This is a genomic window from Roseibium aestuarii (assembly GCF_008477545.1).
Classification (GTDB): Bacteria; Pseudomonadota; Alphaproteobacteria; order Rhizobiales; family Stappiaceae; genus Roseibium; species Roseibium aestuarii.
This window is the reverse complement of the sequence record NZ_VORA01000001.1, coordinates 1,866,965-1,893,114: the sequence shown is the minus strand read 5'-3', so window position 1 is coordinate 1,893,114 and position 26,150 is coordinate 1,866,965. Positions and strand designations below refer to the sequence as shown.

Annotated in this window: 20 protein-coding genes, 2 tRNA genes and 1 riboswitch; of the genes, 12 read left to right on the top strand and 10 right to left on the bottom strand. The window is 66.3% G+C overall.

Annotation, left to right across the window (positions count from 1 at the left end; translation table 11 throughout):
* Position 1: 1 nt before the first annotated feature.
* Positions 2-796, top strand: a complete 795-nt coding sequence (locus FR728_RS08005; RefSeq protein WP_149892279.1) for an SDR family NAD(P)-dependent oxidoreductase — start codon at positions 2-4, stop codon at positions 794-796.
* A gap of 418 nt (positions 797-1,214) precedes the next feature.
* Here the strand turns inward: FR728_RS08005 and FR728_RS08000 are convergent, their stop codons facing one another.
* From FR728_RS08000 to FR728_RS07985, 4 genes are all read right to left on the bottom strand, one after another.
* Complete coding sequence (locus FR728_RS08000) at positions 1,215-2,441, bottom strand: SAM-dependent methyltransferase (protein ID WP_149892027.1); 1,227 nt, start codon at positions 2,439-2,441, stop codon at positions 1,215-1,217.
* A 149-nt stretch (positions 2,442-2,590) separates the two neighbouring features.
* A complete protein-coding gene (locus tag FR728_RS07995; protein WP_149892278.1) occupies positions 2,591-3,394 on the bottom strand; it encodes a DUF1365 domain-containing protein in 804 nt (267 codons plus the stop codon).
* A gap of 91 nt (positions 3,395-3,485) precedes the next feature.
* Positions 3,486-4,796, bottom strand: a complete 1,311-nt coding sequence (locus tag FR728_RS07990; RefSeq protein WP_149892026.1) for an NAD(P)/FAD-dependent oxidoreductase — start codon at positions 4,794-4,796, stop codon at positions 3,486-3,488.
* A 388-nt stretch (positions 4,797-5,184) separates the two neighbouring features.
* On the bottom strand, positions 5,185-5,973 hold the full coding sequence (locus FR728_RS07985; RefSeq protein WP_208998688.1) for a hypothetical protein: 789 nt from the start codon (positions 5,971-5,973) through the stop codon (positions 5,185-5,187).
* A gap of 429 nt (positions 5,974-6,402) precedes the next feature.
* On the opposite strand from FR728_RS07985, the gene FR728_RS07980 reads away from it, so the two are divergent.
* Positions 6,403-9,444 carry a PAS-domain containing protein gene (locus tag FR728_RS07980; RefSeq protein ID WP_149892025.1) on the top strand — a complete coding sequence of 1,014 codons (3,042 nt, stop codon included), beginning with the start codon at positions 6,403-6,405 and terminating at the stop codon, positions 9,442-9,444.
* Positions 9,445-9,486: 42 nt separating this feature from the next.
* Here the strand turns inward: FR728_RS07980 and FR728_RS07975 are convergent, their stop codons facing one another.
* The gene (locus tag FR728_RS07975; protein ID WP_149892024.1) at positions 9,487-9,984 is read right to left on the bottom strand and encodes a hypothetical protein; all 498 of its coding nucleotides are present in this window, start codon (positions 9,982-9,984) and stop codon (positions 9,487-9,489) included.
* Positions 9,985-10,205: 221 nt separating this feature from the next.
* Between FR728_RS07975 and FR728_RS07970 the strand changes: the two genes are divergently transcribed.
* The 3 genes from FR728_RS07970 to FR728_RS07960 are packed head-to-tail and all read left to right on the top strand — an operon-like array spanning position 10,206 to position 13,101.
* Positions 10,206-11,117 carry a heme/hemin ABC transporter substrate-binding protein gene (locus tag FR728_RS07970; RefSeq protein ID WP_149892023.1) on the top strand — a complete coding sequence of 304 codons (912 nt, stop codon included), beginning with the start codon at positions 10,206-10,208 and terminating at the stop codon, positions 11,115-11,117.
* Positions 11,114-12,229 carry a FecCD family ABC transporter permease gene (locus FR728_RS07965; RefSeq protein ID WP_149892022.1) on the top strand — a complete coding sequence of 372 codons (1,116 nt, stop codon included), beginning with the start codon at positions 11,114-11,116 and terminating at the stop codon, positions 12,227-12,229. The genes FR728_RS07970 and FR728_RS07965 overlap by 4 nt, the downstream gene beginning before the upstream one ends.
* Positions 12,230-12,240: 11 nt before the next feature.
* Entirely contained in the window at positions 12,241-13,101 is an 861-nt protein-coding gene (locus FR728_RS07960; protein ID WP_149892021.1) for a heme ABC transporter ATP-binding protein, read from the top strand.
* 589 nt (positions 13,102-13,690) lie between these two features.
* On the opposite strand, the gene cutA is transcribed toward FR728_RS07960, so the two are convergent.
* The 3 genes from cutA to FR728_RS07945 form a co-directional block, all read right to left on the bottom strand.
* Positions 13,691-14,032 (bottom strand): divalent-cation tolerance protein CutA, encoded by a 342-nt coding sequence (cutA, locus tag FR728_RS07955; RefSeq protein WP_149892020.1) that lies wholly within the window; start codon positions 14,030-14,032, stop codon positions 13,691-13,693.
* Between the two features lie 134 nt (positions 14,033-14,166).
* Positions 14,167-14,242 (bottom strand) — tRNA-Asn (locus FR728_RS07950).
* A gap of 61 nt (positions 14,243-14,303) precedes the next feature.
* Positions 14,304-14,379, bottom strand: a tRNA-Asn gene (locus tag FR728_RS07945).
* A gap of 322 nt (positions 14,380-14,701) precedes the next feature.
* Positions 14,702-14,957: riboswitch (cobalamin riboswitch) on the top strand.
* 37 nt (positions 14,958-14,994) lie between these two features.
* On the opposite strand from FR728_RS07945, the gene cobU reads away from it, so the two are divergent.
* The 6 genes from cobU to FR728_RS07915 all read left to right on the top strand — a co-directional run bounded on the left by cobU (position 14,995) and on the right by FR728_RS07915 (position 23,507).
* Positions 14,995-15,579 (top strand): bifunctional adenosylcobinamide kinase/adenosylcobinamide-phosphate guanylyltransferase, encoded by a 585-nt coding sequence (cobU, locus tag FR728_RS07940; protein ID WP_149892019.1) that lies wholly within the window; start codon positions 14,995-14,997, stop codon positions 15,577-15,579.
* Positions 15,576-16,760 (top strand): cobalamin biosynthesis protein CobW, encoded by a 1,185-nt coding sequence (cobW, locus tag FR728_RS07935; protein ID WP_149892018.1) that lies wholly within the window; start codon positions 15,576-15,578, stop codon positions 16,758-16,760. The genes cobU and cobW overlap by 4 nt, the downstream gene beginning before the upstream one ends.
* Before the next feature lie 31 nt (positions 16,761-16,791).
* Positions 16,792-20,667 carry a cobaltochelatase subunit CobN gene (gene cobN / locus FR728_RS07930; protein ID WP_149892017.1) on the top strand — a complete coding sequence of 1,292 codons (3,876 nt, stop codon included), beginning with the start codon at positions 16,792-16,794 and terminating at the stop codon, positions 20,665-20,667.
* 32 nt (positions 20,668-20,699) lie between these two features.
* Positions 20,700-21,335 (top strand): cob(I)yrinic acid a,c-diamide adenosyltransferase, encoded by a 636-nt coding sequence (cobO, locus tag FR728_RS07925; protein ID WP_149892276.1) that lies wholly within the window; start codon positions 20,700-20,702, stop codon positions 21,333-21,335.
* 184 nt (positions 21,336-21,519) lie between these two features.
* Positions 21,520-21,987, top strand: coding sequence for a GNAT family N-acetyltransferase (locus FR728_RS07920; RefSeq protein WP_149892016.1), 468 nt, complete (start codon positions 21,520-21,522; stop codon positions 21,985-21,987).
* Positions 21,987-23,507 carry a cobyric acid synthase gene (locus tag FR728_RS07915; RefSeq protein WP_149892015.1) on the top strand — a complete coding sequence of 507 codons (1,521 nt, stop codon included), beginning with the start codon at positions 21,987-21,989 and terminating at the stop codon, positions 23,505-23,507. The genes FR728_RS07920 and FR728_RS07915 overlap by 1 nt, the downstream gene beginning before the upstream one ends.
* A 28-nt stretch (positions 23,508-23,535) precedes the next feature.
* On the opposite strand, the gene cbiB is transcribed toward FR728_RS07915, so the two are convergent.
* Both cbiB and cobD read right to left on the bottom strand, forming a co-directional pair.
* Positions 23,536-24,525 (bottom strand): adenosylcobinamide-phosphate synthase CbiB, encoded by a 990-nt coding sequence (gene cbiB / locus FR728_RS07910; protein WP_149892014.1) that lies wholly within the window; start codon positions 24,523-24,525, stop codon positions 23,536-23,538.
* A 31-nt stretch (positions 24,526-24,556) separates the two neighbouring features.
* A complete protein-coding gene (gene cobD, locus FR728_RS07905) occupies positions 24,557-25,573 on the bottom strand; it encodes a threonine-phosphate decarboxylase CobD (RefSeq protein WP_149892013.1) in 1,017 nt (338 codons plus the stop codon).
* 182 nt (positions 25,574-25,755) lie between these two features.
* Between cobD and FR728_RS07900 the strand changes: the two genes are divergently transcribed.
* Positions 25,756-26,106, top strand: a complete 351-nt coding sequence (locus tag FR728_RS07900) for a hypothetical protein (protein ID WP_149892012.1) — start codon at positions 25,756-25,758, stop codon at positions 26,104-26,106.
* The last annotated feature ends 44 nt before the right edge of the window (positions 26,107-26,150 follow it).

Here is a 26,150-nt window from a genome sequence, read left to right as displayed (position 1 = left end):
TGTGAGCCCTTATGTGGCGCGCCCCCTCGACGGTATTGCCTGGATCACCGGCGCCAGCTCTGGCATCGGACGGGCGCTCGCGCTCAGGCTCGCCGCCGAAGGCTGGACGGTTGCCGTCACCGCCCGATCCGCCGACCAGCTTGCCGCGCTCGAAACGGAAGCTGCAGGACTTGCGGGGCAGATCCGCGCCTTCCCCGGAGATGTGACCGACGCCGCCCTGATGGCCAATCATCTGGCGGCCATGGAACGCACGCTCGGGCCGGTTGCTCTGGCGATTGCCAATGCGGGCGTCTATTTCCCCCAGGACGGACTGGACGGCGATCCGGCCCAGTGGAAGACGACCTTCGACGTCAATCTTTCCGGCACGGTCAACATGCTGCTGCCTGTCATAAGCGCCATGAAGGAGCGCCGGCGGGGTCAGATCGGCGTTGTGGCGTCTGTCGCCGGATATCGCGGCCTGCCCACGTCGGCTGCCTATGGCGCCACCAAGGCGGCGCTGATCAACATGGCGGAAGCGCTGAAGTTCGATCTGGACCGGGCCGGCATCCGCATCCAGGTGATCAATCCGGGCTTCGTCGACACGCCCGCCACCGCCGACAACCCTTTCCCCATGCCGCATCTCATGACGCCGGAAGATGCGGCGTCTGCCATCTCCGACGGCTTGAAGGACCCGCGCGCCTTCGAGATCTCCTTCCCCAAGGCCTTCGTCCGCCAGCTGAAGCTTCTGCGGATCCTGCCCTATTCCTGGTACTTCAAGCTCGTGGCCAGGAGCACCGGCTGGGACAAGAAGTCCTGAGAGGGGGGCTTCTGAATGCGGGCTGTCAGCGACCCGGAGCCCCTCTTGGCTCGTCGTCCCTGCGCAGGCAGGGACCCAGTACACGCCAGCGGCCCCGGTGGCACTGATGCGTTCGCTCAGGTCGGCATCCCCGGTCTCGTGCGGAGGTTCCAGGTTCCGGGGGGGGCGAAGGAGACCCCTCATCCTTGCTCAGGCTGTGAGTGGATCCCCGATCAGGTCGGGGATGACGGATCGAGGAGAGGCGGTGAAGAGCAGAGAACTGCTGAAATAGCGACCATCGCCCCGAGACGGGAGCCTCTCCCCTCCGCTATGGTCAAGCCCGAGCATTGCGGAGAGGGGAAAGCTCCCCTCCACCGTCATCCTTGTCTTCGGGCCGGGGATCCAGTCTCCGTCAGTTCCCGATAGAGAGCCTGTGAGCTCAGCTCTTCACATAGACCATCTGGCGCACGTCGATGTTGCCGGAGCGGAAGCCGGCCTCGCAATAGTGGAGGTAGAACTCCCAGAGGCGGCGGAAGCGCTCGTCGAAGCCGAGCGGCATGATGCGGGGCCAGGCCTCGCGGAAGCGGATGCGCCATTCCTCCAGGGTGCGGGCATAGTCCTGGCCGAAGATGCGCTGGTTCGCCAGATCGAGCCCGAGGGTCTTGCCGATCTCCACCAGCTTGCCCGGCGGCGGCAGCATGCCGCCCGGGAAGACGTGACGCTGGATGAAGTCGGTGGAGCGCCGATAATCGTCGAACATGCGGTCCTGGATGGTGATGATCTGCAGACCGGCCTTGCCGCCCGACTTGAGGCAGCGGCTGAGCTGACGGAAGTAGGTCGGCCAGTATTGCTCGCCGACTGCCTCGAACATCTCGATGGAGGCGATGCGGTCATAGACACCCGCCTCGTCCCGGTAGTCCTGGAAGACCACCTGCACCCGCTCGTTCAGTCCGGCGTTGAAGATACGCTCGCGGGCATAGTCATATTGTTCCCGGGAGATGGTCAGGGCACGGACATTGGCGCCGATCTCCTTGCCGACGAATTCGGCGAAGCCGCCCCAGCCGCAGCCGATTTCCAGCACGTCATGGCCGGCCTGGATGTCGGTTTCCCGGGCGAGCGAGAGGTATTTCAGCCGTTGGGCGCCCTCCAGATCATTCACGGACGGGTCGTAGATGGCCGAGGAATAGGTCATGGAGGGGTCGAGCCACTCCCGGTAGAAGGCATTGCCCAGATCGTAATGGGCGGAAATGTTGCGCTTCGAGCCGGAGCGGGTGTTGGCGTTGAGCCAGTGGCGCAGGGAGAGCAGGAAGCGGGTGATCGGCTTGCCGTGAAGCACGGCGACGGTCGCGTCCCGGTTGATGCAGAAGAGCTCCAGGAAGGTGGTGATGTCCGGGGAGGACCAGTAGCCGGCGATGAAGGCCTCGCCGACCCCCACGTCGCCGCCCTGAATCACCATCCGGGCGAAGCGCCAGTCATGGACGTGAAGTTCGGCGCTGGGGCCGGCCTCGCGCCCTTCGAAGAGGAAGCGGCGGCCATCCGGGGCCGTGACCAGCAGGCGGCCATGGCGCAGGCCCGCCAGCAGGCGGAAGCCCAGCCGCACGAAGCGGGGCAGACGGGCGGTGGCCGCCTTCAGGTTGTCGGATGTGACGCGAACGATGTCAGACATGTCATGTCCCTCGAAAAGGAGAGCGGATGGCGTGGTCTGCCGCCTGAGGGGAAATCCTCGCGCGGCCGAAGGAAAAGGTCGGTCATGGCGTTGGGGGAGGGTATCACGCCCCTTTCGCTGCGGACCGGAAGTTCGTCAATCGTCTGCACTCAGCGGGTCAGCGCCCGGGCCTTGCCGTCAAGGACTGGCGGCTCGGGCCGACGGTGAAATGGTACACCCATGCGCCAGATTTTAAAGGCCTGCCAATGGATGCCCGCCAGAACCTTGAGGCCGAGCAGGGGGATCCGGGCGCAGAGACGCACCACGCCCATGGTGGTGAGGGGACGGGCGCGGCCGTGGAAGGTGGCCGAGAGGATCGGGCCTTCCGGATCCCTTTCCAGAATGCGCAGGCGCACCCCGTCGCCTGGAGGCATGAGGCGGAAGTGGTAATGCTGGCGCATGTCCAGGAAGGGGGAGACGTAGAAAAGCTTCTCCTGATCCTGACGCAGGCCGGCGGCGCTGAGCTGGTGAGGCCGGACGGGAGCCACATAGGTGTGCAGGTCGCCGAAGGTGTTGCGCACCTCGTAAAGCACTCCGGTGAGGTTCTTCTCCTCGTCATAGGCGAAATAGACCGCCAGCGGGTTGAACACGTGGCCGAGCACCCGGGGATAGGCGAGGAGCAGGACACGGTCCGGGCGCGCAAGGCCTTCCCTGGCCAAAAGCCCATCCACATGGGCGCGCAGGGAGGAGCCGTCGCGGGGGCCGTGATCGCGCTCGTGGAAGGACACCAGATTGATGCGCCCGACCGAGAAAAGTCGGCTCATGCGGCTGGCTTCGTCCAGCCGGTCCAGATCGATCAGCAGAGAGAAGACGTCATAGGAAAAGCGGTTAGCCACCGGTTTCATGCGCTGATGCATGACCGGGCCGACGTAGAGCGTGGCGGCCGCTGACGGAGCCGTGCCGTTGGCGGCCATGTCGGTCGGGAAGTCGCGGATCACCTACCGTCTCCCTTCAAGGGGGCCGTCCTGAAGCTGCTCTTTGCCTGCGCCAGGGCGATGCAAGTCCTCACTCTGCCGCCTCCAGCAGCTTTTCGCCAGTGGCGCCTTCGGGGGCCGCGCTGTCCCAGGGTGCGGTGCAGCCGAGCGCGCGCGCAACTGCAAGGCCGGACTTCAGTCCGTCCTCGTGGAAGCCGTGGCCCGTCCAGGCGCCGCAATACCAGGTGCGGTTCTGTCCCTGCAGGGAGGCAAGACGCGTCTGGGCGTCGATCGCCGCACGGTCGAACTGGGGATGGTCGTAGACGAAATGGCCGAAGGTGAGCTCGGGGCGCGGCGGTGTCGCCGGATTGAGGGTAACAAAGACCGGCCGGGCGGGATCGATGTTCTGGAGACGGTTCATCCAGTAGCTCACCGTCACCTGCCGGTCGGCATCCGGGGTGGAGCCTGCCAGATAGTTCCAGGAGGACCAGACCTTCTGCCGGCGGGGCATCAGGGCCGTGTCGCGGTGCAGGTAGACGTCATTGGGGCGGTAGCGCACGTCGGCCAGCAGACGGCGTTCGGTGTCGCTGGCATCGCCCAGCATGGCAAGCGCCTGATCGGTGTGGGTGGCGAGCACCACCTGGTCGAAGCGGTTGATCTCGCCTTGGGCATCGGTGATCTCCACATGGTCCGGATGTCGGCGGATGTCGGTCACGGCCGCGCCCAGACGGATGTGGCCCTGAAGCGGGGCCAGAAGCCTTTCCACATAGGAGCGGCTGCCGCCGGTGACCGTGCGCCAGGTGGGGCGATCGAAATTCACGAGCCGGTGATTGCGGAAGAAGGCGACGAAGTTTTCCGCCGGATAGTCGGGCATTTCGGCAAGCGGCGTGGACCAGATGGCCGCGCCCATGGGAAGGAGATACTGGTCGGTGAAGGTGCGCCCGTAGCCATTGGCGCGCAGGTAGTCGCCGAGCGACAGACCCGCCAGGCGACCGGCTTCCAGATCGCGCACGCTCTCCTTGTTGAAGCGGAAGATCTGGCGCAGCATCATCAGGAAGGCGGGATTGAGCAGGTTCCGGCGCTGGGCGAAGACCGTGTCCAGGTTCTGCCCCGACCATTCGCGGCGGCCACTGTCGGCGGAGAGGGCGAAGCTCATGTCGCTCTCTTCGGTCGGAACGCCGAGATGGGCGAGCATGCGCGTGAAATTCGGGTAGTTCAGCTCATTGTAGACGATGAAGCCGGTGTCGACGGACATGGGCTCGCCGTCATAGTCGATGTCGACGGTTGCGCTGTGACCGCCTGTCCGCAGGCGCTTTTCGTAGAGGACGACCTCGTGGCGGGTGCTCAGCACCGCTGCCGCACTGTTTCCGGAAATGCCCGAACCGATCACCGCTATGCGCATGGTTTACCCTGTTGCTGGGGGAGAACCGTCCGCGTGACGGTCGGCTTTCCCGGCTTGACCTCTTTTGCAAGGGCTTACGCCCATGTTGCGAAGTCGGATCACCGGAGGATCAGCAAAAGGTCTTGAAAATTCTGAAAGAACTGTGACGGCAGCGGTTGGGCAACGTGCCGAGGGCGGGGCGCCGGGTCGCGGAAGATGAGCCGATCTCAAGATCGGTGCGGCTTGGACCTGCGAAAGCGCGGCCGAAAGAGGCGACCGGGCGCGGCGCCGATATGGTTCGAGCCGGGCGCTGGGCGCTCGGCTCGTCGGTCATGTCGGATATGCGGGGAGGGGATCGGCGCCGGTGGAAGGGGCAGATCCTGACACGGGTGGTTCAGTCAGATGCGGGTCAGGCCTGAAGCGTGCCGATCAGCCAGTTCCAGGCGACCTGCACGGTTTCTGCCGCGCCAGACACGAGAGCGGCAACGGTCTGCCAGACGGCGGTGCCAAAGAGCGCAAGGTGCATCAGCACACCGGGCTCGGGTTCCTTGGTCTCCGCCGGCGGGCGTGCCTCCATGAACTCCACCGAGGTTGCGCCCAGGTTTTCGTCCTCCACCACGCGGCGGGTCACGACCATGGCGCCGTCAAGCGCCAGGCGATCCTCATCAAGCTTGGCGACGCGGGTGGCAGGATCCACTGAGCGCACCACGATGGCGCGGCCATCGGGCAGAAGGTGGGTCTCGTTGGGGCCGACCTCGCTGTCGTAGATCACCTCACCGTACCGGTCGATGAGCTCGACCCAGATGGTCGGACGGCCGTTCATGTCGATCTGGCCAACCCAGATGCTGAATTCGCTGTCGAGCGGATCGCTTTCCTCGAAGGAGGCGGCAGCCACAGTGACGGCCAGATTGTCGTCCTCGATGAAGACGGTTTCCTCGGACCGGGTGGCGGGGCTTGCGGAGACTGCGGTCTCTGCAGCCGGCAGGCTAAGCCTGTCCTCGGCGAAACCGGGCGCTCCGCCCGTAACAGCAAGCAGGGGAAGGGCGATGGCCGCGACGCCAAGGGCTCGCCGCAGGGCGACGGACGGGGCCGTTGCGCGCAGACGGGTGGCGCAGGCGTGGTCGAGCAGCATGCGCATGCGTGACTTGCGGAAATGTGCCGGGCCGCTCCCGGACGGGGTCTGGGCAATCCTAACCATTTTCTCGCCTCCCGGGGCTTTGTGCCCCTTGGTCTGCTTAACGCGCCAGACCGGCTCCTGTTCCGATCCGCGCAAAGTATAGTTCCGAGTTCCTTTCGCTTGCCGCAGAGGCGGGTGTTAACGGGTTGTCGCGTCTCTGCCGTATTGCGACCACATTTATACCAGCTTCCCCGCAAGAAAGCGTGTAACGCAGATCACAATTCGTCGTGTTTTGCTTGGGGGGGTGTTAACCAATTCCTTGGAGAACACTTGGGGCGGAGGGACTGTTTCGATGTAAATTGCTAGTTTTGCCGATATTTATCCTGGAAGAAAGGTGTGCATACTTGGCAATTTCACTGGTATATTCCCCAAATTGTTTCGTAGAACAAAGAGATCCTTAGGGTTTTTCATTTACCCCTTGGGGTTGAAGAGGCAGATGAGGTTGTTTTCGTGACGCTTGCACCCACCCATGCTTCGGCATCGCTGCAGTCCTCTCCCTCTGGGGCGGGGTCATCCATCGCTCTCGTTCCGGGGCGCGAGAGGGGGAGCGAGGCGGGGAGCGAGGAGCAGGGGGCGGGCGGGGTGCTCGCGGAGCCCCGGCGCCTGGCGCTCACCGCCCTTCTGTCGTCCGTGGTGGCGCTCAGCGAGGGCGCGGTGCGCGGTGCGGCCTTCTGTGCGATTGAGCCGGGCGCGCGCGACCTGCTGGTTCTGGCCCTCGATGGCGAGGGCGCTGGAGGCTGCCTGCCGGACCCTGGGGCCCGGATCGCGCTGCCGGACTGCGTTCTGGACGACGCCCAAGCCTCTCTTGTGACGATCCCGTTGCGTGACCAGGAGGGAATCCGGCTTCTCGCTCGTCAGCCCGGTGCCGATAACATGCGTTTCGGGCTTTTGCTCGACACGGCTGCCTCCGGCGGCCGGGGTCTTCCCTCTTTCAAGGCGCTTGAAAGCGTTCTGGCCAGCGCTATTCGTCTTGTTTCTCCGGAGCTGCCGTCAGCGCCTCCGGCCCAGACCATGTCCGATCGCACCGAGCATCAGCAGCTGGAATTCTATTCTCAGTTCAGCGAACTGGCCGGTACCGGCGGTTGGGAAATCGACGGCGAGACCCTGGAGGTGCGCTGGACCTCCCAGACCTGCCATATCCATGACATGCCGGAAGGGGAGACCCCTTCGCTGCAGCAGTGGTTCGGGCTGTGCCATCCGCATGACCAGCCCATGCTGCAATCCGCATTCCGGGAAGCCCTGCGCACCGGGTCGGGCTGGCGGCTCAATCTGCGCATTCGCACGGCCATCGGTCGTGAGGCCTGGGTCTATTCCGTCTGTCAGCCGGTGTTCGATCCGGGTCGGGCGAAGCCGCGACTTGTCGGAGCGGTGATCGACATCAGCTCCCGTCAGGCGGTCGAGACCGAGGTCAATCGGGCGCAACTGCTCTATCGCTCGACGCTGGATGCCCTGAGCGAAGGCATTCTGGTGGTGGACCAGAACGGCATCGTCCAGCGTTACAACACGGCCACGGAAACCATCCTCGAGGTCAGCACCCTTTATGAAGGCATGAGCCATCTCTCCGATGTGGTGGGGCTGATCGTGCCCGAGCCGGATGCGGACGAGGACGCCGATGACGATGCGGAGGTGCTGGTCCCCTCGGCCGGGGAATTCCTGACCGACCTGCTGACGGGGCGCGAAAGCCGGTCCTGGACGGCACTCGCGCGGTTTGGGCCGGAGCGCCGGCGCAAGTGGTTCCGCTGCCGCTCCGAGCCGCTCATCGACGATGCCAGCCAGGCGATGACCGGTGTCGTGATTTCCGTCGAGGATGTCACCCGGCAGAAGCACAGCGAGGACATGCTCAACGAGGTCTTCGAGGCGATCCCCGCCGGCTTTGCGATTTATGATCACACGGACGCGCTGGTCATGGCCAATGGGGCCTACCGGCGCGGCCTCCTGGGAGGCATGGCCCTGCGCGACTGTCAGGGCCGCAGTTTCCGCGAGCTGCTGCTGAAGGCCGTGGAGGAGGGACGATTTGCCGACCTTCCCTGGTCTCGCGAAGACCGGGACGCCTGGATCGAGGACCGTCGCACCAGTTTCTTCATCGGCGACTCGTCCCATCTCGACCAGATGAGCAACGGGCGCTGGCTGCAGACCACGAGCCAGATCACCCCGTCGAGCTTCCGCGCCGACTTCTTCGCCGACGTGACGGAGATAAAGCGGCAGGCCTCGATCCTGAAGGGGGTCTTCGACCAGTTCCCGGGCGCCGTGTCGCTGGTCGGGCCGGATCTCAACCTCACCTATTACAATGACCACTGGAAGCGGCTGCTGCATTTCTCCGGCATGGAGACGGACGAGGTGCTTGCCCTGCGCGAGGTGCTGCGCAATGCGTTCCGGCACATGGGCTCAGGCGAGGAAAACCTCGAGGCGGAAGTGGCCCGCTCGGCCGAGGCCCTGCGGAGCATCGACAAGGAGCCTTTCGAGCGGCGTTTTGCCGATGGAACCATCTACAAGATCAGCGGCGCGACCCTGCCGGATGGCAGCGTGCTGACCTTCGTGGAGGACGTGACCGCCCGCCGTCAGGCGGAGACGCGTCTGCAGGAAAAGGAAAGGGAGGCCCGCCGCAAGAGCGAGGATCTGGAGCAGACCCTTGCCTATCTCGACATGGGGGTCAGCGTCTTCGACAAGGACGGCAACCTGCAGACCTGGAACGAGAAATACATCGAGATCTTCGGCAAGCGCGACGGAGAGGTGGCGCGCGGTGTCTCGCTCACGTCCCTGATCGAGGCGGAAAAGGCTCGCGGTGACTTCAAGGGGGATGTGGGGGCCCATGTGCGCGGCCTGATCGGCGCCCTGCGCCGGGGCGAGACGGTGCGCTCGCGCTTCCCGCTCGCCAGCGGCCGGATCGTGAGCTCCATTCATTCCCCGCTGCCGTGCGGCGGCTGGATTGGCACTCACAGTCTCGTCAGCCAGAGCGCCGAGGCGCCGATCCCCGAGGGGCCTGTCGTGGCGATGGGGCGCGGAACGCAGCTGTCCGGCGAGAGCGAGTTGCTGAAGGCCCTGGACGAGATCCTGCAAGGCCTGCGCAATCGCAAGGGGGCCGGGGCCCTCCTGGTCATCCGGATCTACGGGCCTGCGTCGGAGGTGGATCTTGCAGAAAAGCTCGGTGGCAGCGTTCGCGCCTTCGACATGGTGGCACGGCTGGGGTCTGGCGAATTCTGTGTTGTGCTTCCGAGCGTGCAGGCGGGACATGGGGCGCTGCAATCGCTTGCCGCACGCATCCGCGACGAGCTTCTGGCCCAGATCGGCGGCGGCGACCGACCGGACAATCTGGTGATGGTCGGCGCGGTGGCGCTGACGCCGCGCTTGCAAGGGGGGGCGTGCGAGGTTCTGGACATGGCACGAGAGGCCTGCCAGATCGCGCAGGCCGGCGCACAGGGGCCGATTGTCCTGCTCGAGGCAGGCGGGGCTGGGCGATCAGAGGATGACGGGAGCCTCGATCCGGGGATCTGAGACGCGCCAGGCGGCGCGTCCCGAGCGGTCTCGCCCGAGACCTTACTTCAGCAGGGCCAGGGTCGCGCGGCTGCTGGTGGTCAGGTCGGCGATGCAGGCGGTCGCGGGGGCGGAAGGCGTCTCGCCGCCGGTGCTGCCCTTCGCCAGATCGCATCGCGGTGCGCCATTGACCAGCACCTGGCTGAGGCCCTCACAGGGCTGACCGGCCAGCTCGAACTGCCGCACCACGGTCTTGGAGGCCGGCAGGGAGCCGAAGTCGAAGGCGGTCATCTTTTCCACCAGACCTTCGGCATTGAACAGCACCAGTTCATAGACCACGCCGGTCACGTCCCGGGCCGAGCCGTTGCTGGCCACGAACGAGAGCATGCAGCCCCGCTCGGTGGTTACGGAGCGATTGAGCTCCAGGGTCAGGCCGCCGTCGGCCGCATGCACCATGCTGGGCGCGGCCAGCGCATAGGTGAGCGACAGGCCGAGAGCGCGCATGAGCCGCTTGCCGGAAACGCGGCGGCGAAGGGAAGAGGCGCGAAGGATGTGCGGCATGCAGCGGGCTCCGTCTTTGGCTTTGAGCGAAATCAAATTTTTCGCCGGACGACGTGACAATTAGAAAATATGAATTTAGTAGTCAAGTAATGTTGCGCGGATGACGGGCGCCTTTCCCGGATCCGCGGCACGACCGGTTGCCAGCCAGGGTGCGGCGGGATTTTCGCCGCCCGAGCCAGCCGTTCCGGGGTCTTTCACGCGACTCTGATCAGGACCATTCCATGTTCCGCTTGTCTTCCCGTCTGCCGTTCCGCACCGCGCGGAGCCTTGTTCTTGCTGCCAGCCTTGCCGCTTCGCCCGCCCTTGCGGCAGGGGCGCCGGTGCCGGATGTGTCCGGTGCCCGGCATCTGGTCTCCATCGGGGGCTCGGTGACGGAAATCATCTATGCGCTGGGGGCAGAGGACCGGCTTGTGGCCCGCGACACGACCAGCCTCTTTCCGCCTGCCGCACAGGCCCTGCCCGACGTGGGCTATATCCGCGCGCTGAGCCCCGAGGGCGTTCTCTCGACGGGTCCGGATGCGATCCTGACGCTTGAGGGCAGCGGGCCGCCCGAAGCGCTGGAGGTGTTGCGCCAGGCCGGTGTTCCGATCGTGACCGTGCCGGAGGACTACAGCGGCGAGGGTGTGCTGCGGAAGGTCGAGATCGTGGGGCAGGCGCTCGGACTGGCCGACAAGGCCGCCGACCTGTCCGCCAGCCTTCGCGATGCCCTTGCCCGGGCCGAGGAACAGGCTGCGACCCGCGAGAGCGATCTCAAGGTGCTGTTCGTCCTGTCGCTGAGTGGCGGCAACGTGATGGCAGCCGGCGAGCATACGGCGGCGGCGGGGATCATGAAGCTGGCCCATCTGACCAACGCGGTTTCCGGCTTCGGCGGCTACAAGCCCCTGACCCCGGAAGCCATCACCGAGGCCGCGCCTGACGTCATCTTGATGATGAGCAACAGCGGCGACCATGCAGCCAGCCGGGAGACGGTGCTCGCTCATCCGGTTCTGGGGCTCACCCCGGCCGCGCGCAACAACCGGATCCTGGCGCTCGACGGGCTCTATCTTCTGGGCTTCGGGCCGCGCACGGCGGAGGCCGCCGACGAGCTGAGCCGCACGGTTGCCGAGTGGGCGGCGGAGGAGGCTGGCCAATGAGCCTTGCCTCCCTGTCGGCCGAAGATGCCGGAGACACGCCGGCCGCCTCCAGCCGGGCCGGTCATGCCGGTGCGGGTGACCGCCGCCGGCGCGCCCGCCTCGTGCTGCTGGCGCTTGCCGGTCTGCTCGTCGTGGTGGCCCTTGCCAGCCTGTCGATCGGCGCGGTGGGGGTGACCCTTGGCGACTATCTCCACGCCCGGCTGTTCGGGGGCGAGATCCCCTTGCGCGACCGTCTCGTGATCGAGGTGATCCGTCTGCCGCGCATGGTGCTCGGCATGCTGGTGGGTGCGGGGCTTGCGGTGGCCGGCGCTGTCATGCAGGGCCTGTTCCGCAATCCCCTGGCGGATCCGGGGCTCATCGGCGTCAGCGCCGGGTCCAGCCTCGGTGTCGCCGCCTTCATCGTGCTGGGAAGCACGGTGCTGAGCCCGGTGAGCGCGCTGCTCGGGTTTCACGCGGTGCCGCTGGCCGCCTTCGCGGGAGGTCTGGCGGCAACCTTCTGCCTTTATCGGCTCGGTCAGAGCCAGGGGCAGACCTCCATCGCCACCCTGCTTCTGGCAGGCATTGCCCTGTCGGCCATCGTCTTTGCCTGTGTCGGCGTGCTGATCTTCATGGCCGATGACCAGCAGATCCGGGATCTCAATTTCTGGCAGCTGGGCTCGCTGGCCGGCGCCACCTGGGAAAAGACCCTTGCGGCGGCCCCGCTCATCCTGGCCTCGCTTGCCGGAGCCCGGCTCATGGCGGGCGGGCTCAACGCCCTGTTCCTGGGCGAGGCGGCGGCCGGGCACATGGGGCTTGACGTGGAGCGGCTGAAAACGGCCGCGATCTTCTGTGTCGCCGGGGCCGTGGGGGCCAGCGTGGCGGTGGCCGGCGGCATCGGGTTTGTCGGTATCGTCGTGCCTCATCTGCTGCGCCTGCTCATGGGGCCGGATCACCGCTATCTGCTGCCCGGTTGCGCCCTGCTCGGGGCAAGCCTGCTGCTCGTGGCAGACACCGTGGCCCGGGTGCTCGTGGCACCTGCCGAACTGCCCATCGGGATCGTCATGGCGCTGGTGGGCGGCCCGTTCTTTCTCTGGATCCTCTTGCGTCGCAAGGGGCTGATCGCAGGGGTGTGAGGAGAGATCCGATGTTTCATTTCCGATCGGACGAGAAAGCTGCGACGGCTTCGGCATGGACCGGGGACCGTAACGGGCTCGCCGTGCGCGGCCTGGGCGTGACGCTTGGTACGCGGCGCATTCTCCACGACATCAGCCTTTCGGCGCGGGTCGGCGAGCTGACAGCGATCATCGGGCCCAACGGTTCGGGCAAGAGCACGCTGCTGAAGGCGGTGACCGGCGAACATGCCCATGACGGGGAAGCCCTTCTTGCGAGCGTCCGGGTCTCTCCGGACAACCGCAGGCGCCTTGCCCTCATGCGTGGGGTTCTGGCCCAGCACACCAGCGTTGCCTTCTCGCTCACGGTGGAGGAGGTGGTGCGCCTCGGCGTGAGCGTGCGCGGTGCGCATGGCCCTGACGCGGCCATGAGCGTGGCGGAGGCGCTTGAAGCCGTCGACCTGTCCGGTTTCGCCGGGCGGGATTATCTGAAGCTGTCGGGGGGCGAGCAGCAGCGGGTGCAGCTCGCCCGTGTCCTGTGTCAGGTGGGGGCGCCGGTCGGGCCGCAGGGGCCACGCTGGATCTTCCTCGACGAGCCGGTTTCCAGTCTCGACATCAAGCACCAGCTCTGGGTGATGCGCTTTGTCCGCGACTTTGCCAAGCGCGGCGGCGGGGTCGTGGCGGTGATGCATGATCTCAACCTGACGGCCATGTTCGCGGATCAGGTGGTCGCCCTTCGGCAGGGCCGGGTGCATGCGGCGGGCACGCCGCAGGAGGTTCTCACCCGCGCGCTCATGTCGGAGCTTTATGACTGTGATGTGCCGGTGGGAGAGGCACCGCGTGACGGAAGCCCCTTCGTGCTTCCGCATGGGGCGAGGGTTTCACCTGGCACTTGAGACCTTGCGGGCGACGCGTGGCTTGCGCGAGCCGCGACGCATCTCGCAAAACCCAGTCTGAAACTGAGCGCAAGACCCACGCCATTTCACGTGCCCGAGAGCGCCGCGCGGCGCCTCGGGTGAAGTGAGGTCAGCGCGGGATGGGGCCACGTGCGTCAACCTCATGCTCTTGCGTCACGGTCCCCTCCCGGGGGGCGCGGGCCAAGGGGCGGGGGCTGTGGCCTGCCGGAAAGGACAGGCTTTCTCTCTCGCCTCTGGTGTCTGGTCCGTCCCGTTTGTTTGGGATCTCGACCATTCGATCCGCAGAGCTTGTTCCGTAAGGATCTCGCACATGATCACGGTCCTGGAAGACCTTGAAACTCATGATCTTGTGCGTTGCTTCGATCCTTGTGGACTCATCCTTCGCGAAAACTTCTGATTCTTGCAACTTGGTAAAAACAACAGGTCCGAACGATTTGTGTGCGCTGGATACGTGTATCTACGTAATTTTCCACTCTTCCCCTGCGGAATCAAGCTCTCAGTGTTGATCTGTCGTTCGAAAGTCGTAGCGGTCACGTGCGAGAAGGTTCCTTCACCCCCCTCAGGCGGCTCAGGACTTATAGGAAGAGGACGCCAAGGTCTCCGAGAGGACCCAGTCCGCATAGTCCTGCGAGACGAGCGCGAGCGGCCACGCAAGGATCGCGGCCACCTCATAGGGGTGAAGCTCGCCGATTCGGGCGCAGAGCACGTCAAACAGGTGCTGGCGCGTCTTCAGGGTCAGGATCACTTCCCGGTCTTCCTCCAGCGTGCCCTTCCAGCGGTAGAGGCTGGTGATGGCCGGGCCGATGTTGGCGCAGGCCACGAGCCGTTCTTCCACGAGGTGCCGGGCGATGGTGCTGGCGCAGGCATCGTCGGGGCAAGTCACGGTGACTTCGATGAGGGCAGGCGTCATGATCGCGGCTCCGGCAGATGGCAAAGGTGGCCTGTCAGACCTCGGGCGCGGAAAGGGATCTGTCAAGATATCCGAACACCGTGACGCAGGACTGCGCGGTGAAAAGCCGGATCTGGAAAAGGGGGGGTAGAAAGTGGCTCCCTGAGTAGGACTCGAACCTACGACCCAGCGATTAACAGTCGCTTGCTCTACCAACTGAGCTATCAGGGAATACCGTCGGACGGGGTGGATCAGAAGATCCTGTCCGGTGATCGGCGCGGTGAGGAGAGGATGGCTCCCTGAGTAGGACTCGAACCTACGACCCAGCGATTAACAGTCGCTTGCTCTACCAACTGAGCTATCAGGGATCACCGTCAGGCGGGCTGGATCAGCACCGCCGCGTCGATGGGGATGCGTATATCAAACGGTTTGCCGGTTTGCCAAGTCCTTGCCCGCGATTTTTATGAAGAAACTTCACGAGCCTCGCACAGGGTGTGGATAATTGAAATGCGATCAAGGGCTTGGGCGCGTTTTTCCAAGGCGCCGGGCGGTTGGCCCGGCCCCTGGCGTAGTGCCGGTTCCCGGCGGTCCGTCCCGATGTCCGAATGAGGACGGGCATGTGGGGGCGGGGCGCCTGTTCACGCGGTGCTCGGCTCCTCCCGGTTCCGGTTGCCGTGGTCCTGCAAGCCGGATAGAACGGAGAGGTCAGGTGTCTGTCAGGGGCCTTCGGGGCCGTGACGGATGAAACGGGAATTCGGTGCGGGCAGGGTGGTCGACAGGCCGCGCGCTCCCAGGCCGAAGCTGCCCCCGCAACTGTAGGCGGTGAGGCGGCGGGACGAGACGCCACTGGCGCCAGGCACGGGACACCGCGCCGGGGCCGGGAAGGCAGGACCGCCGGACCGATCGAACCGCAAGCCAGGAGACCGGCCTGACGTGATGTTTCTTCTCGTGAGACCGTCGGGTGGACGGTGCGGAGGCACGGCATGACTTCCTGCGGCCCGTCCGTGGACAGACCGGCGGCGACAGAGGCGACCGCAACGCTCGTTCTGGGCGGTGCGCGCTCGGGAAAGAGCGCCCATGCGGAAGCTCTGGCCCGTGCGAGCGGCCGCGATCTCGTCTATCTCGCCACCAGCCCGGTGCTGGACGCGGAATGGGAGGGCCGGGTGAACCGCCACAAGGCCCAGCGCGGCACCGACTGGCGCACGGTGGAGGAAGAGCTCGACATCGTCTCCGTTCTCGAGCGCGAGGCCAGGGCCGGGCAGATCGTTCTCGTCGACTGCCTGACCCTCTGGCTCAACAACCTTATCTATCACGGCCGCGACGTGGAGGCCGAGACGCAGCGCCTTGTCGCGCATCTTGCTGCCCCCGCCGGTCCCGTGATCCTCGTTTCCAATGAAATCGGCCTCGGCATCGTGCCGGAAGCGCGCGAGACCCGCGCCTTCCGCGATGCGCAGGGGCGTCTCAACCAGCTTATGGCCCGGGTTGCCGCGCGGGTGATCTTCGTCGCCGCCGGCCTGCCGCTCACCCTCAAGCCTTCTTCTCTCTCTTCCACGGACACGCCCTCATGACCGACCAGACTTCCTCGCCGCTCCGCCAGCCGGGGCAAAAGATCCCCGCCACCATCATCACCGGCTTTCTCGGGGCGGGAAAGACGACCCTGATCCGCTCGCTTCTGAAGAATGCCCAGGGCAAGCGCATCGCGCTGATCGTCAATGAATTCGGCGACATGGGCTTCGACGGGTCTCTGCTGAACGGCTGCGCCGATCCGGATTGCGCGGCGGAAGAGGTGGTGGAGCTGACCAACGGCTGCATCTGCTGCACGGTGGCCGACGACTTCCTGCCGACCATGGAAATGCTGCTGGCCCGGGAAACCCCGCCCGAACATATCGTCATCGAGACCTCCGGCCTGGCCCTGCCGCAGCCGCTGGTGCGGGCCTTCTCCTGGCCGAGCGTCAAGCCGAAGGTCACGGTCGACGGGGTGGTGACCGTGCTGGATGCGGCGGCCCTTGCCGAGGGCCGGATCGTGCTGGACGAAGCCGCACTCGAGGCCCAGCGCAAGGCGGACGAGGCCCTGGACCACGAGAGCCCGGTGGAGGAGCTCTTCCATGACCAGCTGCGCTGCGCCGATCTTCTGGTGCTGAACAAGGCCGATCTGGTCTCCGAGGCGGACCTTGCCCGGGTGCAGGAGCAGATCGCCCGCGACCTGCGCGCCGGTGTCGCCATCGTCACCGCGGAGAAGGGCTCGCTGCCGATCGAGGTTCTGCTCGGCCGGGAATCGGCTGCCGAGGACGACATGGAGCAGCGCCACGAGCATCACGGGCATCATCACGACGATCATGACGATCATGATGACCACGACCACCACGACGATGACCACGATCACGGCGATCACCACGACCATGACCATGACCATGACCATGACCATGATCACCACCACCATCATCACGACCATCACCACCATGATGACTTTGACAGTCAGGTGATTGCGGTGCGCGACTTTGCCTCCCTGAAGGAGGCCGAAGAGCGGGTGCAGGCGGCCATGGGCTGCCGCGGCGTGCTGCGGATCAAGGGACCGGTGCGGATTGCGGGCAAGGCCGCTCCTGCGATGGTGCAGGCGGTGGGGCCCCGGGTCGAGACCTGGTTCGCCGCAGGTGCGGAGGCCTCCGGCCGCCTTGTCGTCATCGGTCTCAAGGGACTGGATCTCGACGGGGTGAAGGCGGTTCTCGGCCAGCCGGCGGAGGTCGCGTGATCCGTCTGCGCGGCAAGCCGGAGCGCGGCTGATGCATATTCTGGCCAGCCAGACCCGGGGGATCGACATGGGCGAGGAGGCTGTCGATCTGGGCCAGAGCCCGGCCGACATCCTCTTCCTGTCCGCCGCCGACACGGAGCTTGGCGCTCTGGCAGCCGCGCAGGCGGCGCTGGGGGAGGCTGCCTGCAGCCTGCGGTTGGCCAGCACGCTGGCGCTTTCCCATCCCTATTCGGTCGACATGTATGCGGAGGCCACGGTCTCCGGGTCGAAGCTGGTGATCGTCCGCCTTCTGGGCGGTGTCGACTACTGGCGCTACGGGGTGGAGCGTTTCGAGGAAGAGGCGCGGGCGAGCGGGGTGCGGCTGGTCTTCCTGCCAGGCGACGACACCTGGGACGAGGATCTGGCCGCCCGTTCCACCGAGCCGGTGGAGGTGGTGCGCCGGCTCTGGCGCTATTGCGTCGAGGGCGGTGCGGTCAACCACGGCAATTTCCTGCGCTACGGCGCTCATCTTCTGAGGCGCGGCGAAGATCCGGTGGCGCCTCTGCCGCTGCCGCGTGCCGGGATCCACGGGCATGGCGATCTCGACGCGCTGAGAGCGGCCTGCTGGGCCGATCCGGCGGCCCCTGTCGCGGCGCTTGTCTTCTACCGGGCGCTGGTACAGGGCGGGCAGACGGCGCCTGTCGAGGCGCTCTGTGCCGCCCTTGCCGCTCAGGGGCTCAATCCGCTGCCGGTCTTCGTCTCGTCGCTCAAGGAAGCCGAGAGCATTGCCGTGCTGGACGCGCTGATGGAGGCGGCAGGCCCTGCCGTGGTGCTCAATGCCACGGCCTTTGCGGTGTCGAACGCGGGCAAGGCTCACCGGCCGACGCCACTCGACCGGCCGGGCAAGCCGGTGCTGCAAGTGGTGTTCTCTTCCTCCTCGCGTCAGGCGTGGGAGGAGAGCGATCAGGGGCTCTCCGCGCGGGATCTGGCCATGCATGTGGTGCTGCCCGAGCTGGACGGGCGGCTGCTGAGCCGGGCCGTCTCCTTCAAGGAGGAAGGCCTGCGGGACGGGGCGACCCAGTCGACCCCGGTGCGTTTCGTGCCCGCCCCCGACCGGATGGCGTTCGTTGCCGCCCTTGCGGCGAACTGGGCGCGGCTTGGCGCGCTTCCGGCCTGCGAGCGCAGCGTGGCGCTGGTGCTGGCCAATTATCCCAACAAGGATGGCCGGCTTGCCAATGGGGTCGGGCTGGATACGCCGGAATCCTGTGCGCAGCTGCTGCAGGCGATGAAACTTGCGGGCTACGCGGTTGAGGACGCTCCGTCAGGATCGCGCGCGCTGATGCAGCGCATTTGCGCTGGCGTGACCAATGCGCTGGAGGGGCGTGAGACCCGCACGGACTATGAGACCCTGCCGCTTGCGACCTATCGCGCGGCCTTCGAGCGGCTGCCCGAGCAGGTGCGGCAGGAGGTCGTCGCGCGCTGGGGCGCACCGGAGGCCGATCCGCATGTGGTCGACGGGGCCTTCCGTCTCGGCCTGTACCGCTATGGCCGGCAGATCGTCGGCATTCAGCCGGCACGCGGTTACAACATCGATCCCAAGGACACCTATCACGACCCGGCGCTTGTGCCGCCGCACCACTATTTCGCCTTCTATGTCTGGCTGCGCGAGGTGGCCGGTGTTCACGCGGTGGTGCATCTGGGCAAGCATGGCAATCTGGAATGGCTGCCGGGCAAGGCGCTGGCCCTGTCCGAGGCCTGCTATCCGGAAGCCGTTCTCGGGCCGCTTCCGAACATCTATCCCTTCATCGTCAATGATCCGGGCGAAGGCGCGCAGGCCAAGCGACGCACGTCGGCGGTCATCGTCGACCATCTCACGCCGCCGCTCACCCGGGCCGAAAGCCACGGTGTGGGCGAGGAGCTGGAAGGGCTGCTTGACGAATATTATCTGGCGAGCGGTGTGGACCCGCGCCGCCTCAAGGCCCTGACCCGCGACATTCTCGATCTTGCCGCCCGCCACGGGCTCGACCGGGACATCGGTCTTGACCCGTCCTCAGACGAGGCGACACGGCTGGCACGGCTGGACGCCCATCTCTGCGATCTGAAGGAACTGCAGATCCGCGACGGGCTGCATGTTCTGGGGCAGAGCCCGGAGGGCGATCTGCTCACCGATCTTCTGGTTGCGCTGGTGCGCGTGCCGCGAGGGTCTGCCCCTGAGCAGGAAAGCCTGCACCGGGCGATCGCGCGGGATCTGGGGGTGAAGAACGAAGTCGTTCTATCGTCATCCCGGTCAAACGCAGTGCGAGCCGGGATCGGTGAGCCGGGGTCTATCGAGAGCCATGGGGCTCACCGGTCCCGGATCTCCGCTGACGCTGCGTCCGGGATGACGCTGGAAAGGTCCTTCGATCCCCTCGACTGCGATTTTGCCGCGCCCTGGAACGGTGCGCGGCCGGAGGTGCTTGCGCGGCTCTCGGCAGATCCCTGGCGCTCCTGTGGCGACACGGTCGAGCGGATCGAGCTGCTGGCCGGCCTGCTGATCGCGGGCAGTCTCGAGCCCCCCGGGGCTGCCAGTGCGGCGGTGCTGGGCGATGTGGAGGCCCATCTTCGCCCGGCGGTCACCGGCTCCGGCCCGGCGGAGACCGAGGCGGTGCTGAGCGCGCTCTCCGGAGGGTTCGTTGCGCCCGGGCCTTCGGGGGCACCGACCCGGGGCCGGCCGGACGTGTTGCCCACGGGGCGCAACTTCTATTCCGTCGACGTGCGCGCCGTGCCGACCGAGACGGCCTGGCGCATCGGCAGGGCCTCGGCCGAGCTGGTGCTGCAACGGCATTTTCAGGACGAGGGCGAGTGGCCGCAGGCGCTGGTGCTCACCTGCTGGGGCACGGCCAACATGCGCACCGGCGGCGACGACATCGCCCAGGCCATGGCCCTGATCGGTGCGCGCCCCGTGTGGCAAGGCGCCTCGGGCCGGGTGTCCGGGTTCGAGATCCTGCCCTTGTCGGAGCTGGGTCGGCCCCGGGTCGATGTCACCTTGCGCATCTCCGGCTTCTTCCGGGATGCCTTCCCGCATCAGATCGACCTGTTCGACAGTGCGGTGCGGGCGGTGGCCGCGCTCAACGAGCCCGAGCAGGCCAATCCGCTGGCAGCCCGCTTTCTCAGGGATTGCGAGAGGTTGCGCGCGCAAGGGATTGATGCCGCGGAGTCATCGCGGCGCGCCGGCTTCCGGGTCTTCGGGTCGAAGCCCGGTGCCTATGGGGCCGGGCTTCAGGCGCTCATCGACGAGGGGATCTGGGAGGCGCGCGACGACTTCGCCGAGGCCTTCCTCACCTGGGGCGGCTATGCCTATGGGCAGGGCGCGGAGGGCCTGGCGGCGCGGTCGGATCTGGAAGAACGTCTCAAGGGGGTCGATGCGGTCCTGCACAATCAGGACAACCGGGAACACGACCTGCTCGACAGCGACGACTATTACCAGTTCGAGGGCGGGCTTGCGGCGACCGTCGAGAGCCTGACCGGTACAGCCCCGAAGGTCTATCACAACGATCATTCCCGGCCAGAGCGGCCGGTGGTGCGCACCCTGTCGGAGGAAATCGGCCGGGTGGTGCGCGGACGCGCGGCCAATCCGAAATGGATCGCCGGTGTCATGCGCCATGGCTACAAGGGGGCCTTCGAGATGGCGGCGACCCTCGACTATCTCTTTGCCTTTTCCGCCACCACACGGGCGGTGGGCGACCATCATTTCGACCAGCTTTTCGAGGCCTATGTGGAAGCGGACGAGGTGCGGGCGTTCCTGCAGGACGTCAATCCGGCCGCCTGGCGCGAGATGCTCGCCCGTTTCGACGAGGCGCTCCGGCGCGGGCTGTGGACCCCGCGCCGCAACAGTACTCATGCGCGGCTGGACAGCCTGCGCGCACAGATCAGGGAGATTTCCTCATGACCGACACTCCGGAAAACGGGCCCGACACGGAGATGGCGACCGGCCTCGACGGCAGCGCGAGCGAAGCCGATCTGGATGCGCGCCACGCGGAGAAGATGCGCAAGAAGAAGGCGGCCCGCGACAAGATCATGGCCACCAAGACCATCGAGAAGGGTCTGCTCATCGTCCACACGGGCAAGGGCAAGGGCAAGTCGACGGCGGGCTTCGGTATGGTGTTCCGCTCGCTCGGCCACGGTCACAAGGTCGGTGTCGTACAGTTCGTCAAGGGACGGCTGGACACCGGCGAGCGCAAAGCGCTGGAACGCTTCTCCGATCTGGTCACTGTCAAGCGCATGGGCGAGGGCTTCACCTGGGAAACCCAGGACCGGCAGCGGGACATCGCGGCGGCGCGCGAGGCCTGGGACGTCGCCAAGGAGATGATCCGCTCCCGCGAGCACCGGCTGGTGCTCTGTGACGAGCTGAACATCGTGCTGCGTTACGACTATCTGCCCATCGAGGAGGTCGTGGACTTCCTGCGGGACGAAAAACCGGAAGGCGTGCATGTGGTCATCACCGGCCGCAACGCCAAGGACGAGCTGATCGAGATTGCCGATCTGGTGACCGACATGACCCAGGTGAAGCATCCGTTCCGTTCCGGCGTGAAGCCGCAGGAAGGCATCGAGTTCTAGGATCTCGACACCATCGGGCGCTGCGGAAAGGCTTCGCGGCGCCAATGCATGCGTCGAGTGTGCAGAGCGCGGGACACTCGCTATTCTCTGTGCCCGAATCGGCGGAGGATTCCGCCATCCTGTCCCTGTCTGCGGGCCTGCTCTCGCCGGTCAGCCCGCAGCCTCATCCGAGACCCGGAGCGTCATGCCCTTCACGATCGTTTCCGCCGATCCGGCCTATGCCGTCGAGATTGCCCGCCTGTCCCGTCGGTCCGTGGAGGAGCTGTGCGCGGCCGATCACGCCGGCGCCGGGCCGGGTCTCGATGCGTGGCTGAACGCGCTTGCGACCGACCGGATCGAACGCTGGATCACCCGGCCGGGTGTCTTCCTCATGGCGGTGGACGAGACCACGCAGGTGCTTGGGGCCGTTGCCGCTACCACCATGGGCGAGATTGCCCTGCTGCATGTTCTGCCCGAGGCGCGGTTCCAGGGGGTGAGCAAGGCGCTGCTGCGCCAGCTTGGCCGCGCACTCGATGATCTGGGAGCGTCACATCTGTTGGTGCGGAGCCCGGAGACGGCACGGCGCTTCTTCGAGGCCCGCGGCTTCGAGCCCGCCGGGCCTGCCGAAGAGCGGGAGGGCCTGCGCCTTCATCCGCTGCGAAAGGCGCTTTGATGGAACAGCTTTCGGGCAAGAGCCGTCGTCCGGCCCTGATGATCCAGGGCACGGGATCGAATGTGGGCAAGAGCCTGATCGTTGCCGGTCTGTGCCGCCTGCTGGCGAACCGGGGCATCAGGGTGATGCCCTTCAAGCCGCAGAACATGTCGAACAATGCGGCCGTGACGGCCGATGGTGGCGAGATCGGTCGGGCGCAGGCGCTGCAGGCGCTGGCGGCGCGGGTGCCGCTGTCGGTTCACATGAACCCGATCCTGCTGAAGCCGGAGACGGAGACGGGCGCTCAGGTCATCGTCCAGGGCAAGCGCTTCGGTACCATGCGGGCGCGGGAGTACGGGCAGAGAAAAGCCGAGCTTCTGCCGAAGGTTATCGAAAGTTTCTATGAAATTGAATCCGCCTGCGATCTGGTGCTGGTGGAAGGGGCGGGAAGCCCGGCGGAGATCAATCTGCGGGCCGGCGACATTGCCAACATGGGCTTTGCGGAGGCTGTCGACCTGCCGGTGGTGCTGTGTGGCGACATTGACCGGGGTGGGGTGATCGCCTCGCTGGTTGGCACCCATGCGGTGCTGGACCCCGCCGAGCGGATCCGCATCCAGGCCTATTTCATCAACCGATTCCGGGGCGACACGAGCCTCTTCGACGAGGGGCTGATGGAGATCAGCGGGCGTACCGGCTGGGACAGTGTCGGGGTCGTTCCCTGGTTCTCCGAGGCGGGCAAGCTGCCGGCCGAGGACGCGCTCGGGCTGGCCGACGGTCAGGGCCAGGGGCCGGTGAAGATCGTCGTGCCCGTGACCTCGCGGATCGCCAATTTCGATGATCTGGATCCGCTGCGCCTCGAGGAGAGCGTGACCCTGCAGCTGGTGCAGGCGGGAGAAGCGCTGCCGGGCGATGCGGATCTCGTGCTGCTGCCGGGGTCCAAGGCGACGATTGCGGATCTGGCCTTCTTCCGGGCGCAAGGCTGGGACATCGATCTCAAGGCCCATGTACGCCGGGGCGGGCGGGTGATCGGTCTTTGCGGCGGCTACCAGATGCTGGGTCGGACGATTTCCGATCCACATGGCATCGAGGGGGCTGCCGGATCTGTCGAGGGGTTGGGACTGCTGGACGTGGACACGGTTCTGACCGCAGACAAGACCCTGCGCGAGGTCGAGGGCACCCATGTGGAGAGCGGCATGGCGGTGCGCGGTTACGAGATCCATTTGGGGCGCAGCTTCGGGGAAGATTGCGCGCGGCCGTTCCTGACGCTGGCCGGACGGCCGGAGGGCGCCACATCCGCAGACGGACGGGTTGCCGGCACCTATCTGCACGGGCTCTTCGGGTCGGATGACTTCCGCGCCGCCTGTCTCGACCGGCTGGGCGCCGGATCGACGCTCGCCTATGAGGCGCAGATCGACGGGGTGCTGGACCGGCTGGCCACCCATCTGGAGGGCTGTCTCGACGTGGAGCGGCTGCTGGAGATTGCCCGGGGGCGCTGCGACAACCTGCTGCTGCCGGCCGGTCTCTTCGGCGACCGGCTCTGAATGTGCCGGAACTTCGGGTCAGGACGACTCAGAAGAGCACGATGGGCGCTGTCAGCAGAAAGACCCCGAGCACCAGCAGAAACTGCGCCTTGTAGACCCAGCGCAGGACGATGAGCGCCCGGTTGATGTCCTGGGCGGTGGCCTCCTTGCGGCCCTTCGGGTTCATGAAGGGATCGCGCACCACATAATCCGCATAGGCACGGGGGCCGGCCAGCGCGATGCCGAGCGCGCCCGCCATTGCGGCCTCGGGCCAGCCAGCGTTGGGAGAGCGGTGCTTGCGCGCATCCCGATAGACGGTCTTGAGGGCTGCGACCGGCGAGCCGCCGACGATGGGTGCCACCAGCGCGATGAGCAGTCCCGTCAGGCGGGAGGCGGGCAGATTGATCAGGTCATCGAAGCGGGCTGCGGCCCAGCCGAAGTCGTGCAGCTCGGCGGTCTTGTGGCCGATCATGCTGTCGGCGGTGTTGACCGCCTTGTAGGCGATGAGGCCGGGGAGCCCCAGAAGGGCGAACCAGAAGACCGGCGCGACGACCCCGTCCGAGAGGTTCTCTGCCGCAGATTCGATGGCTGCGCGCGACACGCCCGCTTCATCCAGCTTTTCCGGGTCGCGCCCGACAATCATGGAGACCGCGCGACGTCCGGCGGGCAGTCCGTCCCGCGAGAGAGCATCGCGGACGGCGGCCACATGGCCGTGCAGGCTTCGCTGGGCCACGAGGATGGCGGCGGGCAGGACGATCAGAACCTCCCCATAGGCGAGATGCTCGGCGGCGATCTGCAGGCCAAGGCCGATGGCCAGGCTGACCACGAGCAGAAGAAGCAGGGTCAGCACTCCGGCACCCCTGCGCCACCGGTGAGAGTGGGACTTCCGGTTCAGGGCGCGCTCGAGGACGCGGATGAAGCCGCCGATCCAGACCACCGGGTGGGGAAGGCGGCGCCAGATCCAGTCCGGATCCCCGATGAGGGCGTCAAGGGCGAGGGCGGCGAGAAGGAGGAGGAGGGTGTCTTGCCAGAAAAGCATGGGGCGGGATCACTGGTTGGCGCAGGGGCGCTCAGATCTCGGTAAAGGCGTCGATCAGGCTGGTCGACAGGCGGTTGAGATCGGCCGTTTTCGGCGGCAGGCCAAATCGCAGCCAGTTGGGCGTGTGATCGAAGCGCCGGGTCCAGATGCCGCGACGGGCCAGCGCGGCATGCAGCTGATGGGCCCGGGGGTGTTCGAAGAGGGCGAAGAGCGGCACGTGACCCAGCAGGCTCAAGCCGCCATGCTCCAGGGTCAGGGTCAGGCGCTTCATGTCGTGGTGCAGCCGCTCGCGGGTCGTTGCCTGCCAGGCCGTGTCGCCTAGAGCCCTGGCGCCGATGGCGAGCGCCGGTCCGTTGACCGCCCAGGTGTCAAGGGTCAGCGTCAGGGCGCCGCAGATCTTGTCCGGACCGACAAGGAAGCCGAGGCGAACGCCTGCAAGACCGAAGAACTTGCCGAAGGATCGCAGCACCAGAATATTGTGCTGGTTCTCCAGATGGGGCAGCACGCTGACCTGAGGCACGCAGTCGGCGAAAGCCTCGTCGACAATGAGATAGTGGCCGGACTGGGCCAGATGCTCCGCCAGCGCGATAAGGGCCTGGGGCTTGAAGGAGCGCCCGTCCGGATTGTTCGGATTGACCAGAAGCACATGGCCGGGGAGCCGTTTCATGGCGGCCAGCAGGTCGTGCCAGCTCAGGGCCTCGTGGACCTCACGTCCAGCCTGGTTCCAGTTCTGGCTGTGGCTGGAATAGGTGGGGCCCAGGAGATGCAGGGGACCGAGGGGCAGGGCGTCCGGCAGCAGGGAAATGATCACCTGGGTGCCGGGTGTCACGGCGAGGGCCTGGCTGCGGGGAATGGAATAGGCCTTGCGCGCCGCCTGACGCAGGCTGCGGAGCGCGGCCTCGGAGGGAAGGCGCGTCCAGTCGTCGGGCTTCAGGATCCCCTCGACCGGATAGGGATGAGGATTGATGCCGGTGGAGAGATCAAGCCAGCTGTCCGGCGTGCCGCCGAACTGCGCAATCGCTTCTCCCAGATCGCCGCCATGCCGCATGGAATCTGTCCCATCCTCCCCGTCATCGGCCAGACACATATGGCATGGGGCGCGCCCTGTACAGGGTTGGCGGGGACAAGCTGTTCCGACGCTCGCCCCACACGGAGGCGAGCGATTGACAGGGACCGGCCCGCGACGCCATAAGGAGGAGAACAAAAGCGGAACATTTGCGGAGGTGCAAGATGACGGACATCCGGAGTGGCGTGCCGCGTCCCGATTTCGAGCGGGATGTGCTCATCAGCCAGTTGCGTCAGGCCTATCTTGGGCTGATGGAGGCGCGGGAGACGCTGGGGCCCGGTGCCGGATTGCAGCGGGCCTCGGAGGCCGTGATCGGGGAGCTTGAGGCTCTGGCGCTGGTGCTGACCGGTGATGGCCAGTATTTCCGCCGGGATCGCTCGCACAAGGGGGCGGGGGGCCTTGATCGGCGCGACCTCGACAAGGGGGGAGCGCGTGACGCGGTCGATCGATCAGGATCCGCGATGAGAGCGGGGCAAAAGCTGATTGGAGTTCCCGGAGAGGGCGCAATAGTCTGACGGCCGATTGCGGATTGGCTCGTGTGTCGCCTTTCCGCTTATCC

Coding starts and splice junctions, on each gene's coding strand:
- FR728_RS08000 (WP_149892027.1), bottom strand. CDS start 2,441: ATGTCTGACATCGTTCGCGTCACATCCGACAACCTGAAGGCGGCCACC.
- FR728_RS07995 (WP_149892278.1), bottom strand. CDS start 3,394: ATGGCCGCCAACGGCACGGCTCCGTCAGCGGCCGCCACGCTCTACGTC.
- FR728_RS07990 (WP_149892026.1), bottom strand. CDS start 4,796: ATGCGCATAGCGGTGATCGGTTCGGGCATTTCCGGAAACAGTGCGGCA.
- FR728_RS07985 (WP_208998688.1), bottom strand. CDS start 5,973: ATGGTTAGGATTGCCCAGACCCCGTCCGGGAGCGGCCCGGCACATTTC.
- FR728_RS07975 (WP_149892024.1), bottom strand. CDS start 9,984: ATGCCGCACATCCTTCGCGCCTCTTCCCTTCGCCGCCGCGTTTCCGGC.
- FR728_RS07970 (WP_149892023.1), top strand. CDS start 10,206: ATGTTCCGCTTGTCTTCCCGTCTGCCGTTCCGCACCGCGCGGAGCCTT.
- FR728_RS07965 (WP_149892022.1), top strand. CDS start 11,114: ATGAGCCTTGCCTCCCTGTCGGCCGAAGATGCCGGAGACACGCCGGCC.
- FR728_RS07960 (WP_149892021.1), top strand. CDS start 12,241: ATGTTTCATTTCCGATCGGACGAGAAAGCTGCGACGGCTTCGGCATGG.
- cutA (WP_149892020.1), bottom strand. CDS start 14,032: ATGACGCCTGCCCTCATCGAAGTCACCGTGACTTGCCCCGACGATGCC.
- cobU (WP_149892019.1), top strand. CDS start 14,995: ATGACTTCCTGCGGCCCGTCCGTGGACAGACCGGCGGCGACAGAGGCG.
- cobW (WP_149892018.1), top strand. CDS start 15,576: ATGACCGACCAGACTTCCTCGCCGCTCCGCCAGCCGGGGCAAAAGATC.
- cobN (WP_149892017.1), top strand. CDS start 16,792: ATGCATATTCTGGCCAGCCAGACCCGGGGGATCGACATGGGCGAGGAG.
- cobO (WP_149892276.1), top strand. CDS start 20,700: ATGGCGACCGGCCTCGACGGCAGCGCGAGCGAAGCCGATCTGGATGCG.
- FR728_RS07920 (WP_149892016.1), top strand. CDS start 21,520: ATGCCCTTCACGATCGTTTCCGCCGATCCGGCCTATGCCGTCGAGATT.
- FR728_RS07915 (WP_149892015.1), top strand. CDS start 21,987: ATGGAACAGCTTTCGGGCAAGAGCCGTCGTCCGGCCCTGATGATCCAG.
- cbiB (WP_149892014.1), bottom strand. CDS start 24,525: ATGCTTTTCTGGCAAGACACCCTCCTCCTCCTTCTCGCCGCCCTCGCC.
- cobD (WP_149892013.1), bottom strand. CDS start 25,573: ATGCGGCATGGCGGCGATCTGGGAGAAGCGATTGCGCAGTTCGGCGGC.
- FR728_RS07900 (WP_149892012.1), top strand. CDS start 25,756: ATGACGGACATCCGGAGTGGCGTGCCGCGTCCCGATTTCGAGCGGGAT.